The sequence below is a fragment of the Pseudomonadota bacterium genome, from assembly GCA_030859565.1.
Classification (GTDB): Bacteria; Pseudomonadota; Gammaproteobacteria; order JACCXJ01; family JACCXJ01; genus USCg-Taylor.
In genome coordinates, this window is sequence record JALZJW010000038.1 from 16,417 (window position 1) to 29,627 (window position 13,211).

Consider the following 13,211-nt stretch of genomic DNA (forward strand, 5'->3'; position numbering starts at 1 on the left):
CACCGACATGACTAGACTTGATCTCGGTGCGTGCGCGGTGGTTGCGTAAGCACGGCTATACCTGATGTCATCGGTGCTCCACTTTCGTGAACCGACCGGTGCGGACCCGCATGCCGTAGTGGTGTGGGGTTGGGGCTAAACACCCCCCGGTTACCCGATTAGGTGCCCTCCCTGCTCTGAGGGCAGAGAAACAAGTAGCTTGTTGAGGGCGGCGTAGTCCACCGGCTTGACCATGTGAGCATCAAACCCGGCGTCTTTCGACTTGCGTCGGTCTTCCTCCCGCCCCCATCCGGTCAGAGCCACCAGCACCATGTTCTCCCCCCACGGTTGTTCACGAATGTGTCGAGCGGCGTCACGGCCATTCAACTTGGGCAGCCCGATGTCGAGCAGCACCACGTCGGGACGGAACCTCTCTGCCGCTTCCACCGCCTCAAGGCCGTCATGGGCAGTGTATGTCTCGTTGCCGGTCAGCTTCAACAACATGGCAAGCGACGCCGCACCGTCCCGATTGTCATCGACGACAAGAATGCGGCGGGTTGTCATCGCCGTCCGCTCGTTCCCGGTCGGCTCGGACGGTTGTTGCCTTTGCAACTTGTCGATCAGGGCCGGCAGACGCACCACGAACTCACTGCCCCGGCCTTCCCCTTCACTGAACGCTTCGACCGATCCGCCGTGCATCTCGACCAGGCGCTTCACCAGCGTCAAGCCAATGCCGAGTCCACCTTGCGACCGCTCCAGCGTCTGATCAACCTGGGTGAACATCTCAAAGATGCTGTCAAGTTTATCGGTCGGGATGCCCATGCCGGTATCCTTGATTTTCACTACGACCTCAGGGGATCTCGCCAATTCGGCGCTCAGCCAGATGCGGCCGCCCGGTTGCGTGTACTTGCAGCCGTTGTTGAGGAGGTTGCCGAAAACCTGTGCCAGCCGCACCGGGTCGGCGTGCAGATGGATCGGCTCTGGCGGTAGCGTCACGTTCACTTCATGATTGTGACACTCGGCCAGCGGGCGGCACGCTTCGACGGCCTGATAAACTACCGATGCCAGTTCGACCCGCTCGAGCTTGAGTTCGATCCTGCCCCGGCTGATGCGGCTCACGTCGAGTAAGTCGTCAATGAGCCGGGTCATCTGGCCCAACTGCCGGTCCATCGTGGAGCGGGCCTGCTGGATCAAGTCGCCGTGGGTGTCCGCTCGCTTCATGATCTCCAGCATGTTGCGGAGCGGGGCGAGCGGGCCTCGCAGTTCGTGGGCCAACGTCGCCCAGAACTCGTCCTTACGGCGGTCGGCCTCTCGGAGCACTTCTTCGGCGTGCTTACGCTCGCTAATATCCTGGAAAGCCAGGAGAATCATGTGCCCGGGATTACCTTCTCGAGATAACCGGCGTGCGTCGAGCAGGAGCGTCCGACGTCCGATCGCCGGCAAGTTGTGCTCGACCTCGAGGGTCTGGAACTCAGTAGTGTCGGAAAGGGTCTCTTTTAGCAGCGTCCATAACCGGGGAGTGTCCCAGTCGTAGTTCTTCAGATTGTAGAGCGGAACACCTTGCGTTTCGTCACGCGAGACCCGGAACATCGCGTAGAAGGCTCGGTTGGCCGTCTGCACCCGTAGGTCGGCGTCGAGGACCACCAAGGGCTCGATCACCGTATGGAGGATCGCCTTCGTGTACTCACGTTCGTAAATGGCTTGCTCGATACTTGCGCGGAAAGCGGTCACGTTCGTCAACGTGAGCACGGTTCCCCCGATCTGATGATCGCGCCTTGTGTACGGGGCAATCCGAAGCAGAAACCACCCGTCCCCATGCCGAACTTCGCGCCGGCATGGTACCCCGTCGGCGATCACCTGCGCGCACAGTTTCTCGAGATCCATCAGGTCGGTGAGCACTCTGATGTCGCGGGGGGATTGGCCAATATTAGATGGCGTGAGGCAAAGCGCCGCTGTCGCAGCCCGGTTGAAACGGGCGCTAGTGAAGTCGCGGCCAACCACGACGATGGGAAGATCGACCGTGTCGAGGATGCCGATGAGATCGGCGCGGACCGAGTCCGAACTCGCGGCATCGCCATGCGCCCCGGAGATATCGCTGGACCAACCATCCGTTGCCGTCGAGGGCTTCGTCACCGGTCCGACTCCTCCGAGGCAGTGTATAGAGTACGGCTCCGTTGCAGCACGGCGTCCGCTACCAGCGGGAGAACCTGGCGCAACGCCAACAGTAGCGCCTGAGGTCGCGGCATATGGAACTGCGTTGGATAGTCCGCAAGGAGCCGCCCTTCAAGGACACGGGCCTCGTCAGAGCCGACGGTCTCGCGGAGCGCGTCGGCCACGGCACGCTCCAGGCGGGCGTAATCTTCCACGGGGATCAGGTGCGAGTGGTTCTCCCCGAGCCTCGGCAGCATCCGAGCGTGCACCTCGCCGTTGGCGAGCGCGGCAGCCGCGAAGCGACAGACCGCGCGATTGAGAAAGTATTGATCCTGGTAGAGCTGCACGATGTGATCGCGCGGTGCTGCGTCGGCCAGAAGACGGCGCCAAGGCTCGCGCTGCCCCACGGCGCCGTCCCCTTCAGGCGCTCGGTCGTGTGCATAGCCGATAACGGGCTCGTGTTTTGTCTGTCCCAAGCTGCTCTCATATTGCATTGCCATTGCTCCAATTAAAGTCGTTTGCGTGGCAGTTCAGATGATCCGTAGGCTATTGTACTAAAGGGTTGACTGTCCCATACAGTCGCCGACCACCAGCGACTGACCGACCTGCCGGCCGGGCGAATCCGCTTCCTAGTCGAGGCCCAGTGCGTCGAACGTGTCTGTAGCGAATTCCAAATTCTAGGAAAAATTACACGCTGATTGCAGTCTTGTGAATCATAGTCGAGTTGGTAAGGGGTGGCATGCGAGAACGCTTCGTCCTCTTTGCTCATATTTACGCGGTTTCACCGACCGTTGGTGCGCTGTAAGCATCGATGGCTGCATGCGTCGGAAAAGCATAAGCAATGCGGGCAGAGCGCGTTATTTAAACGCGTGTGCACCCCTTCCTCAACCTGTCTGTCGCGAATTCTTAAGTCTGCATTCCCCCCTGGTTGTCTGGCAGATTTAGGAAAGCGCTCTCCTCTTTAAGGGCTACACGGTCGAGCCCGCGCGCCAAGATGTTTTTAACGCTGCGATAGCTGTAAGAACCGAGGCGCTCGGCGCGGGCGCAGGCAGCTTCAAGACGCGCTTCGCCGTGTTGTCGACCCAACCGCATGATCCCCAGAGAGGCCCGATAGCCTTGCTCGGGGTGAGCACGGCTTTGTAGAATCGCCGCCTGACCTCGCCTCGTACACAACATTTGACTATTTCTCTGTTCTCGACCTGGTGCCTGATCATCGGCGTGCTGCTGATCCTGATCGGCCTGTCGGACACCTGGCGCCAGCGACTGCCGGTCAGCACCTCGGCGCTCTATCTCGTCGCCGGCTACCTGCTCGGACCGCAGGGCTTCGGCTTCATCCAGATCGGTTTGCCGAACGATGCCGGCATCGTCGAGATGATGACCGAAATAGCGCTGCTGATATCGCTCTTCGCCGTCGGGCTGCGGCTGCGCGTTGGATTGTCCGATCGCATGTGGCTTGCACCGGTGCTGATGGCCACGCTCGCGATGGTGCTGACGATCGCCGTGATGGTCGGTGTCGGCATCGCGCTCGGCCTGACGCTCGGCGCGGCGCTGCTGCTCGCATCGATCCTTGCACCCACCGACCCGGTGCTCGCCTCCGACGTGCAGGTCGACAACATCAAGGACCGCGACCAGCTTCGTTTCAGCCTGACCGGCGAAGGCGGCCTGAACGATGGTGCCGCGTTCCCGTTCCTGATGCTCGCGCTCGGCGTGCTCGGCCTGCATGAACTCGGGCCCCTCGGCTCGCGCTGGTGGAGCGTCGATGTCGCATGGGCCACGCTCGGCGGCCTGGCGCTCGGGTGGGCCCTTGGCCTCGCGTTCAGCCGAGCGATCGTGTACCTGCGCCACGAACGAGAGCAGGCCTTCGGCATGGAGAGTTTTCTGACGCTCGGCCTGATCGCGCTGACCTACGGGCTCGCGTTATCGATCGCGACCTACGGGTTCCTCGCGGTGTTCGCGGCCGGGCTCGCGGTGCGGCACATCGAGCACCGGCACGACATCAACCGCAGCCCCGGCGCCGACAAGACGATCGCGGCGCGCGACAAGGGCGTTGCAGCAGCAGCGACGCCGGCACTGACCTCCGCCTACATGGCCAAGGCGGTGCTCGACTTCGCGCTCGATCTGGAAATGCTCGCCGAGTTGACGGTGATGCTCGTGGTCGGTGCGCTGTTGACGAGCCAGGCCTTTACCGGCACGAGCCTCGTCGTCGCGCTCACGTTGATCTTCGTGGCGCGTCCGATTGCCATCTATCTCGCGCCGATCGGCACGCTGTTGACGCCGACGCAACGCAGGCTCGCGGCGTGGTTCGGCATCCGCGGCATCGGATCGGTGTACTACCTCGCGTTCGCGATCACGCACGGCCCGACGATGAACGAAATGCGCATCATCACCGACGCGGTGCTGGTGACGATCGTCGTGTCCGTGCTACTGCACGGCTCCTCGGCGACTCCGATCATGGAGCTGTATCGCACCAGGCGTGCGAGCCGAGGCAAACGCCTCTAAGCCTCAGCCCAGCGGGTGCGCCATCACGACGATGCCGTCGGCGCCCGGCCGCACCCATACGCCTTGCAGTTGCACCGGCACGTCGCGCTGGCCGACGTTGCGTTTCTCGGTGGGCAGCGGCGAGGTGCGGCCGATCCGGCAGCTGGGCAGGCACAAGTGCGTCTAAGCGAAGCAAGGGCTTAACGACCGGTGTCGATTTAAGACCCCGCCAAACGACTATTCAGTACCCCGAACCCTGACCGCCGACAAGCCATCGAAGAGCGTTATATGAAGACATACAACGGAAGTTGCCACTGCGGCGCGGTCCGCTTTGAGGCGGACATTGACCTGAGCGCGGGTACATACAAATGCAACTGCTCGCTATGCACTAAAACGAGATTTCGGCCCGCCGTGATCAAGCCGGATGCATTTCGGCTGCTCGCCGGCGAAGCGGAACTTACTGAATATCTGTTCAACACCAGGAACAACCATCACTTTTTCTGCAAGCACTGTGGCGTGCGCTCGTTCGGGCGAGGAAATTCCCCAGATCTCGGCACGGTCTACGGCGTGTTTGTTGCGAATTCCAGCTCTTATGCGGCAACAGGCAGATGAAACATTCCATGGCAATGGCTGAGCCACTCATAGGACTCAATCGTTGCACGTGGAGCCGTATGTTCCGTCCCGTAGCGGTTATAGTAGTCTCGGTACGCAAGGAGCTTCCGTTCAAGATCTGTCCCATTCCAGAAGAAAAGATGATCAAGATACTCGCGCCGTAGCATACCGATCACGCGTTCCACGAAAGGATGTGACTGCGGAACGAAGGGAACGGTCTTGATCTCTTCTATGTCAAGAATGCGCAGATCCGCCAACTACCGATGAAAGCGGAATAGCGGATCGTTTTCGAAGGTCCTTTGGGACCGGGGCGACTGCGTCTTCCAGCAGCATACAGCCATCGATACTTGCAGCGCACCAGTGCTTGGTGGAACCGGGTGAAGCTCGAAGGTTTGAGAATGACGGCGCACTTCGCGCGTCGCTCGGTCGGAATGCACCAGGCACAGAGCCCGAAGACCAGTCGATCCCACGGCGTCAGTCTTGGCGCTCGCTGGCGCGACCGACTCATGACTTGTAGTTGATGCTTAACCGCGAGTGACTCGGCTACTACCGCATAGAGTCCCCTAGGTCGGCAGAGCTTTACCAGCGTGGGAAGATAAGCAAGGAGGACAAAGACTTCTCGCATACCGCCACCTTACCAACTCAGCACGCATCGGCAAGACTGCGATTAGCGCGTGATTTAACTTACAATTAGCAATTCGCGACACACACCTGCCGGCGGCTCAAAATCAAGTGTTACAGGTAACGGCCGTCAGCCTTGACACGGCTCAACGCTTTGCTAGAGTGAGTATAGCGATCATTGTCCATACTTTGGACGATATTCACCTTATTCTTTACCTCGAGGCCTATGCACGTGGGAACCAAAACCATTCATGTCTCCCTCCCGGAAGCGCTCAAGGAGTATGCCAATAAGCGTGTGGGCGAGGGGCAGTCGTATGGCACCTTAAGCGACTATATCCGTTCCCTCATTCGAGAAGACCAAAAGCACCATGGGGAAGAACGGTTAAAGCAACTCCTCCTGGAGGGGATCCATTCCGGGCCGCCCATAGAAATGACCCGGAAAGAATGGAACAAACTTTGGATAGAGGCGGACGAGAGAGTCCAAGGAAGAAAGCAGAAGCCATAACTTGAAATGGATGAAGCCCCGTACCGTTACCTTCCGGCCCCAAGCCAGGGAGGATGTGATCGAGATCGCGGCCTATCTTCGATCCGAAAACCCGAGAATCGCAGACGCGTTTCAGGAGGCTGTCGAGACCGCCTGTAGGCTTTTAGCCCGGCTTCCGGAAATCGGAAGCGCAAGAGAGTTCGGCGATCCAAGGCTCTCCGGATTGCGGATGTGGCCCATCAAGCACTTTGAGCGCTACCTCATCTTCTACCTCCTGGTCAACAAAAAGCGGATCGATATTGTGAGGGTCCTCCACAGCGCCCGGGACATCGCGGGCATGTTCGAAGAAGACAATGACAACTAACAACTCACCGCGTGAAAGGGGAGTAGGTGCAATTCTGGGCGTCCACCACGCGCCCAACAGCATCGCATTTCACTAATACCTTAATCATTAACCTATGGATCCCGTTACTCAATTTCAGCTGGTAGCCGCTTGGGTAGTCCTGACAATAGTGACTGTCGTGACAGTGTTCTTTTGTGTCCGCGTCGCCTACCTTGCGATCAAGAAAGATCTCTTCTTCGATATCACACGCAAGCACTTCCCGGCTGTCGTGGGATTGCCTATAGCTTGCCTGGCGGCCCTTTTTATCGTCCTTATCTCTGACAATTTATTTGGGCCTCTTGAATTTGAGGCACCTGGATTCAAGTTTAAAGGTGCTTCCGGCCCCGGTGGTCTTTTGGATTACTGTGTCTGATTACTATCGCAGGAACAATCCGTCGGTTATGGAAATGTACCATCGAGGAGTCGATGGCTGATAGTCTTTGCGCTGAGAGTGGATAGGATCACAGGCTTTGATACCCGCGATCGCGACGGCGCTAAACGCGCGCCAACCAACGGAGCGCGAGTTGCCTGACTTGATCGGAAAGCTACGCTTTGCTCCCTCGTCAAGGGGAGCCACTCAACTTCCGCTAGGTTAGGTGTCCTGTACAGCGCGATTATCTTTCCTGGTGAACGAGCCATATACAGTCAACGGTCGGACACGCAGTTTCGGAAGTGGATAGCGCGTGTTTGTGTCGTTGGTATCCTCTGCTGGGCTGGATTCTTTTTTGGCTTCTTGGTGCACCAAACCTTGTATGGTAGGCCGGCGACCAATAATTGGTTTCTTCAGATGATCTCTCAGCACCCCGCGGCCACTATCGGCATTGGAATTTCCGGGGTTTCAGCCTTTTCCTTGTTGCGGTGCTCGAATTCACCGTTGGCTCAATAACGTTTGAAGTGTTCGGGTTCAAGCTTCATGGTGCGGTCGGACAGATTGTTCTATGAATACTCTGCTTCCTGGCTATGGTTTTTGGCGTTTGGTTGACTTTAGGACAAAACATAAGGTGCATAGATATCCACATCACCTAACCCACAATCTCCTGTGATTGCCGCATGGCACCTAACTAACCCTTCACTGAAGGCGGCGTCCGAGACGCTCTTCTCATCTCCATAGCCGCTGCCCTGTGACTGAAAATGTTATTGGTAACGATAGCCCTGCCAGCGACCCGAATCAAAGCGTTACAGGTCGGCCAGCCTACAATCCTCACCCTCACGTTTCTTCAGTTCTTATGCGGCCGGAAGATAGCCCGACTGAGCTTTGAACATCACGGCACGCGCGACCAAAGAACGTCTCCAGCTCCTTTTGTTGATTGCCGCGTTCGCTCTGGTCCTTCTGTGGCTACTCGGTAAAATGACTGAACTGCTCGGATGACATCGGCACTACCATGCCAATACCGTCCCCACCCGTACTCTTCGTAATCTTCCTCGGCATGCAAATCGTTAACGATCCACGGATCGTTATTGACTTTACCCTACTACGACGCCGCTACCCTGACCCTATATATAAGGCTGTACATCAACACGCAAAGTCGCGACGATCTATGTGAATATCTCACAGATCGTTCGCTCCACAACTGCTATCGTGACCTTGCGTTAAACACACGCACACCAATAAATAGTGGCTTGAACTTTACAGAGGGTTACGACCATGAATACGAAGCACGAATTGAGTCCAGGGCGAATGTCTCGATGGGGATTGGGATTGTTCGCAATGCTTGGATTTTGGGCAGTCGCGGCAACCGCGGCGGCACAATCGGCAGAAGGCTTTGGGGAGGGTTACACGCAGGACAATTTCCACGTTGACGGCGCACCGTTGATGAAATCCTTTTACTTCAGGTTCTCGGACTCCGACCATCACATTCGGGCTATTGAAGTCCAGCCGCATAAACCTTCGTTAGGAACCATCGCAATCAACTTCCAAGACAAGAACGGCGATGACGAGTACTACTACCACATCCAAAGTCAGCCGTACTATGGTCAGATCTGGCAGCGGTCGACGGAGCGTGTCGCTAGCAAAGGGGCCGACGTCATGCAGTTGCAGGCGCCTCCAGACCTCGCCAACTGGGTGTTCGTCATCCGTGGCTTTTACATTTATTATCATGGCACGGATCACCACATCGACCAGATAAGCGTGCTTGAGGAAGACGGGCGGGTCACGGTGGCCTACAACGACAAGAACGATGACGACACGTTCTGGTGGGAACTCGACTACGCCTATGTCCCTCGATCGCGTTTCACCGCGATCGGTACGCGTTCGGGTACCGCCAAGGGTGCGGCACGCGCATCGATTCCGGTGGGATCCGCGGTGCTTCGCGGCTTCGATCTGAACTTTAGCAGCAACGATCATCACATTAAGGAGGTCGGCTTGTGGATGCCAGATGACGGCAATCTCGACATCTACTACAGCGATAAGAACCAGGACGACAAGTTCGCCTGGCGTGTTAAGTACGGCATCCTGGGTAGCGCCGGGGGTAATACCATTGGGGGTACTACCATTCCTCCGTCCGGAGGCGTATTACAACAGTAAGCTGCGCCGAGTCTCGTGAAGCCCAGCGGAGAATCGTGCGATTCAATCGCTGGGCTTTGCGTTCCATAATATATTCACTCCTACACCCGCCGCGTCGGCCACCACTGTGGTGCGCAAATAATATCTGAACGCCTATCTTCCTGCCCGTGTGAAATCAGCTAGCCATGCGCTGAGATGCCGGTGTAGCCTAGACGGGTGGAATTTCTTGGGTACCTGGTTCGCTGTTTGATTGAGCTCGCTGCTTTGGGACGCTTGCTTATCACGAACAGCTTAAATTTCCTGGCCCTCTACATGAAGAGCCGTACGGCGCTGACGGCTGAAGTTCTCTTCCTTCGTAAGCAGTTGGCGTACTACCAAGAACGCAAGGCGGTGCCACGACGGTTTGATAATGCATCGCGCTATCTCCTCGTGCTGCTCTCACGGTGCTTTGCCTGGAAAGACGCCCTCGTCAATGTCACACCGAGGACGTTGATCGGTTGGCACAAAGATGAGTCGTATCGGAAACGTGTAACTTTCCCTGCACAGATGCCCTTAGGCGGAACGGAATCAAGGCTAAGTCTTTGATTATTGGTGGCCAGGGGCGGAATCGAACCACCGACACAGGGATTTTCAGTCCCCTGGACGAAATCGCGTAACTAATTGAGTATGCGAATAAAATAAAGAGGTGCTTGTCTAATAATAGAGGCACTTAAGGGCAGATAAGTACCAGTTTTACCGAGATACGCCAATTTTTATTAGACCGTTTTTGGCGCCTCCATCTGGGCACCACAGACACCGCTCAAAGATGCTCACATTTACTGTTCGCCACTGGAATGCAGCCTATGGCCACCCCGACAGCAGTCTCGCCATCGACGACAAGACCCTGTGCAACGCCATCGATGAACACGGCCATCAGACCCACATCATGAGCGTGGTCGGTCATCACAGCAAGACCTGCTACACCCAAAAAAAGTAGGTACCCTGCCGGTGGGGAGCGCCACCGAGAAGCTGAAACTAACCAACGAGATCGGCATGGCCATTCCACTGTTGGACGCGATCGACCTATACAGCAAAGACCTCACCGCCGATGCCCTACTCACGCGCACTACCACTTCACCGTCTACCCTGCCCCCTATAGGCCCGCCCCATGGCCAATGTCACGCTCAAGGGCAATCCCATTCACACGATCGGGGCTTGTCCTCGCCGCCCACTGCCGCGCAAGTCGGCCGTGGGCTACCATGCTGCCATGCGCTGGATCCTCCCCGTCGTCCTGCTCGCGGCATGCGCTGGAGCCTCCGCACTCCCGACCGCGGACCCACCGGCCACCGACGACCTCTGCGGCCTCATCGGCCAGCCCGCTCCCGGCTGGAAGCTCGATCACTGGTTCAACTCCGAGCCGCTTGCGCTCCAGGACCTGCGCGGCAAGGTGGTGCTGGTGCGCTGGTTCATGGCTCCGAACTGCCCGTTCTGCAGCGCCACCGCGCCGGCCCTGAACCGTTTCGACGAGGAGTACCGCAGCCGCGGCCTGGTTGTGATCGGCGTGTACCACCACAAGGACCCCGAGCCGCTCGATGTCGAGACCGTGCGCGGCTACGTCGAGCACTACCAGTTTCGCTTCCCCGTGGCCGTGGACCCCGACTGGCAGACCTTGAAGCGCTGGTGGCTCGATGGCCACGAGCGGTCGTGGACGAGCGTCAGCTTCCTCATCGATCGGCGCGGCGTGATCCGTCACGTGCACCTGGGCGGGAAGCTAGCGCCCGACACCGATGACTTCCGCGTCATGCGCGCGAAGATCGAGGCGCTGCTCGCCGAGGATCCCTAGCCGCGCGCGGTGGGCGGCACCCGGAACGGCGGCGGCTCTGCCGGGACGGATCGAGTAGTTGGATAGGATCATTGCTTATTCAAAGGAAACAGTGCATCGATTATGGGTCCTGGTTCATATTGACGGAGAATGACAATGTCGGAAGAAAACTGGGCGAAACCATGCAATTCCTCCAAACACTTGGGTTGTTCATCTTGACCTCCGTAGCGGAGATCGTCGGCTGCTACCTCCCTTGGCTCTGGTTGAAGAAAGAGGGATCGATCTGGCTGCTAGTGCCTGCTGGCTTTAGTCTGGCTGCTTTCGCGTGGCTCTTGACCTTGCACCCCCAGATCGCTGGTCGAACCTACGCGGCATACGGAGGCGTGTATGTCGCGGTCGCCGTGATCTGGATGTGGCTGGTGGACGGCGTTCGTCCCGACCGTTGGGACGTGATCGGCGCCGCCGTCACCCTCGCTGGCATGACGATTATCTTCTTCGCTCCGCGCAGCCCATGAGACTACTCGCTCCGATTCGCTAGCGACGCGATAAGCGGGCACCTGACCTGCCCCCGAGTCGCGCCACACCGCTTTACAAGCGATGCTAAAACGGTTTCGATCCGCTGTAGATCGGCGAGTTTGCCTCGCACATCCGCCAGCTTCTTTTCCCCCAGTTCCCTCGCCTCGTCACAGTGCGTGCCGTCATCGAGCAATAGCAAGCCCCCGATTTCATCCAGGTTGAAACCAAGCCGCTGCGCGGACTTCACGAACCGCACCCGTGCGACGTCCGGGACTCCGTACCGCCGAATGCTACCGTAGGGCTTGTCAGGCTCCGGCAGCAGCCCCTTGCGCTGATAGAATCGGATCGTCTCGACATTGACCCCGGCCACCCTGGCGAAGGTACCTATGGTGAGGTTCTGAGAATTCTCTTTCACGCCCTTGACTCCGTACCTGACTACGGGAGTAATTGTATGTCATCACTCTTCGTCTCGAAAGGAGGTCACCATGGCTAAAGAGAACAACGGTGCCGGCGTGCTCGCTGTCGGCGGCATCGCGGCGATCCTGGCATCGGCTTGCTGCCTGGGTCCGCTCGTGCTGGTGTCGCTCGGTCTCGGCGGGGCCTGGCTCGCCAACCTGACGGCGCTCGAGCCCTTCCGCCCGGTTTTCATCGGCGCGGCGCTCGTCGCTCTCTTTTTCGCCTACCGGCGCATCTTCCGACCGGCCGCCGAATGCAAGCCTGATGAAGTCTGTGCGCGACCACAGACGAAGCGCGCCTATAAAGTCATGTTTGGGATCGTGGCCGCCCTGGTGGTGGTCGCGCTCGCCTTCCCTTCCATCACCCCGCTATTTTACTAAGAGGAGATCCCGATGAAAAAGCTGTTGACCGTCGCTGTAGTGTCCCTCCTGACCACATTCTGCACCTCTGCGTGGGCCGCATCGAAGACCGTCACCCTGTCGGTTTCCGGCATGACCTGCGCGGCATGCCCCATTACCATCAAGAAGGCCCTGACCGAAGTCGATGGCGTCACCAAGGCCGAGGTGAGCTTCGACAAGAAGGAGGCCGTGGTGACCTTCGATGACACCAAGACCAGCGTGCCGGCCCTCATCGGAGCCACGACGAACGCGGGGTACCCATCACATCTGGGTCAGTGAGTATACCTCCCGAGATATACATGAGACCGCGCTGTGACATGCGAGAAGCCTCTGGTCATCGATCAAAAGATTGGGCTGCCGGGGGCCTAAGCTTCGCTCTCGCTTGGGGGCTTCCTGGCTTGGCGCTCGCCGGCTCGCTATTCGTGGAACCGCCGTGGCGCGCCTGGATCTGGGTCCCGAGCCTCCTCTGGATGGGTACAGCTTGTACGGCGAATGCACGGCGCTGTGGCCGGACCCACTGTTACTTCACGGCACCGTTGTTTTTTGTCATGGCCTGTGTCGCGCTGCTCGACGGCCTTGGGCTGCTCATCTTAGGACCGCGGGCTTGGACCTGGCTCTCTCTGGGATTGGTGATCGGTACAGCGGGACTGTGGTGGGCAACTGAACGGCTATGGGGGCGATTCCTACGCTTCGACTTCCACAGGCAAGCATCATCAATAGGAAGCCACAGAGCACGGCATTGCACCACCCTGCAAAACGGTTGCCGCGGCATTGCCCATGAGGTTGCAGGGCGCGGAGTGGCCCGAACGGGGTCTGCAGGCGACCCTGAA

At 58.5% G+C, this 13,211-nt stretch carries 14 protein-coding genes and 3 pseudogenes; 12 read left to right on the forward strand and 5 right to left on the reverse strand.

The genetic code is table 11. The features are described from left to right. Positions 1-150 precede the first annotated feature (150 nt). From M3436_07690 to M3436_07700, 3 genes and pseudogenes are all read right to left on the reverse strand, one after another. Positions 151-2,112: an ATP-binding protein gene (locus M3436_07690; GenBank protein MDQ3564013.1), complete on the reverse strand. Its 1,962-nt coding sequence runs from the start codon at positions 2,110-2,112 to the stop codon at positions 151-153. Continuing rightward, positions 2,109-2,606: a hypothetical protein gene (locus M3436_07695; protein ID MDQ3564014.1), complete on the reverse strand. Its 498-nt coding sequence runs from the start codon at positions 2,604-2,606 to the stop codon at positions 2,109-2,111. The genes M3436_07690 and M3436_07695 overlap by 4 nt, the downstream gene beginning before the upstream one ends. 496 nt (positions 2,607-3,102) lie before the next feature. Then, a pseudogene (locus M3436_07700) lies at positions 3,103-3,258 on the reverse strand (IS21 family transposase). A gap of 48 nt (positions 3,259-3,306) precedes the next feature. On the opposite strand from M3436_07700, the gene M3436_07705 reads away from it, so the two are divergent. Continuing rightward, the gene (locus tag M3436_07705) at positions 3,307-4,629 is read left to right on the forward strand and encodes a cation:proton antiporter (protein MDQ3564015.1); all 1,323 of its coding nucleotides are present in this window, start codon (positions 3,307-3,309) and stop codon (positions 4,627-4,629) included. A 3-nt stretch (positions 4,630-4,632) separates the two neighbouring features. On the opposite strand, the pseudogene M3436_07710 reads toward M3436_07705, so the two are convergent. Next, a pseudogene (locus M3436_07710) lies at positions 4,633-4,749 on the reverse strand (ribonuclease). Positions 4,750-4,896: 147 nt separating this feature from the next. On the opposite strand from M3436_07710, the pseudogene M3436_07715 reads away from it, so the two are divergent. The 8 genes and pseudogenes from M3436_07715 to M3436_07750 all read left to right on the forward strand — a co-directional run bounded on the left by M3436_07715 (position 4,897) and on the right by M3436_07750 (position 11,526). Next, positions 4,897-5,178, forward strand: a pseudogene (locus tag M3436_07715) (GFA family protein). A gap of 895 nt (positions 5,179-6,073) precedes the next feature. After that, complete coding sequence (locus M3436_07720) at positions 6,074-6,346, forward strand: type II toxin-antitoxin system ParD family antitoxin (protein MDQ3564016.1); 273 nt, start codon at positions 6,074-6,076, stop codon at positions 6,344-6,346. A gap of 10 nt (positions 6,347-6,356) precedes the next feature. After that, on the forward strand, positions 6,357-6,689 hold the full coding sequence (locus M3436_07725; GenBank protein MDQ3564017.1) for a type II toxin-antitoxin system RelE/ParE family toxin: 333 nt from the start codon (positions 6,357-6,359) through the stop codon (positions 6,687-6,689). Positions 6,690-6,783: 94 nt separating this feature from the next. Next, on the forward strand, positions 6,784-7,080 hold the full coding sequence (locus tag M3436_07730) for a hypothetical protein (GenBank protein ID MDQ3564018.1): 297 nt from the start codon (positions 6,784-6,786) through the stop codon (positions 7,078-7,080). A 1,272-nt stretch (positions 7,081-8,352) separates the two neighbouring features. Continuing rightward, positions 8,353-9,231, forward strand: coding sequence for a hypothetical protein (locus M3436_07735; protein MDQ3564019.1), 879 nt, complete (start codon positions 8,353-8,355; stop codon positions 9,229-9,231). Positions 9,232-10,015: 784 nt separating this feature from the next. Further along, on the forward strand, positions 10,016-10,186 hold the full coding sequence (locus M3436_07740; protein MDQ3564020.1) for a hypothetical protein: 171 nt from the start codon (positions 10,016-10,018) through the stop codon (positions 10,184-10,186). Positions 10,187-10,357: 171 nt separating this feature from the next. After that, positions 10,358-11,032 (forward strand): TlpA family protein disulfide reductase, encoded by a 675-nt coding sequence (locus tag M3436_07745; protein MDQ3564021.1) that lies wholly within the window; start codon positions 10,358-10,360, stop codon positions 11,030-11,032. Between the two features lie 161 nt (positions 11,033-11,193). Then, complete coding sequence (locus M3436_07750; GenBank protein ID MDQ3564022.1) at positions 11,194-11,526, forward strand: YnfA family protein; 333 nt, start codon at positions 11,194-11,196, stop codon at positions 11,524-11,526. 2 nt (positions 11,527-11,528) lie between these two features. On the opposite strand, the gene merR is transcribed toward M3436_07750, so the two are convergent. Beyond that, on the reverse strand, positions 11,529-11,942 hold the full coding sequence (gene merR, locus M3436_07755) for an Hg(II)-responsive transcriptional regulator (GenBank protein MDQ3564023.1): 414 nt from the start codon (positions 11,940-11,942) through the stop codon (positions 11,529-11,531). A gap of 70 nt (positions 11,943-12,012) precedes the next feature. Here merR and merT point away from each other — a divergent pair, with 70 nt between their 5' ends. The 3 genes from merT to M3436_07770 all read left to right on the forward strand — a co-directional run. Next, positions 12,013-12,363 (forward strand): mercuric ion transporter MerT, encoded by a 351-nt coding sequence (merT, locus tag M3436_07760; GenBank protein MDQ3564024.1) that lies wholly within the window; start codon positions 12,013-12,015, stop codon positions 12,361-12,363. A gap of 12 nt (positions 12,364-12,375) precedes the next feature. After that, complete coding sequence (gene merP, locus M3436_07765) at positions 12,376-12,660, forward strand: mercury resistance system periplasmic binding protein MerP (GenBank protein MDQ3564025.1); 285 nt, start codon at positions 12,376-12,378, stop codon at positions 12,658-12,660. A 38-nt stretch (positions 12,661-12,698) separates the two neighbouring features. Next, on the forward strand, positions 12,699-13,211 hold a 513-nt coding region (locus M3436_07770), incomplete at its 3' end, for a hypothetical protein (protein MDQ3564026.1).

Bases quoted from the DNA above. Each gene is read 5' to 3' on its own strand.
- M3436_07725 (MDQ3564017.1), top strand. From the start codon at position 6,357: ATGAAGCCCCGTACCGTTACCTTCCGGCCCCAAGCCAGGGAGGATGTG.
- M3436_07730 (MDQ3564018.1), top strand. From the start codon at position 6,784: ATGGATCCCGTTACTCAATTTCAGCTGGTAGCCGCTTGGGTAGTCCTG.
- M3436_07735 (MDQ3564019.1), top strand. From the start codon at position 8,353: ATGAATACGAAGCACGAATTGAGTCCAGGGCGAATGTCTCGATGGGGA.
- M3436_07740 (MDQ3564020.1), top strand. From the start codon at position 10,016: ATGCTCACATTTACTGTTCGCCACTGGAATGCAGCCTATGGCCACCCC.
- M3436_07745 (MDQ3564021.1), top strand. From the start codon at position 10,358: ATGGCCAATGTCACGCTCAAGGGCAATCCCATTCACACGATCGGGGCT.
- M3436_07750 (MDQ3564022.1), top strand. From the start codon at position 11,194: ATGCAATTCCTCCAAACACTTGGGTTGTTCATCTTGACCTCCGTAGCG.
- merT (MDQ3564024.1), top strand. From the start codon at position 12,013: ATGGCTAAAGAGAACAACGGTGCCGGCGTGCTCGCTGTCGGCGGCATC.
- merP (MDQ3564025.1), top strand. From the start codon at position 12,376: ATGAAAAAGCTGTTGACCGTCGCTGTAGTGTCCCTCCTGACCACATTC.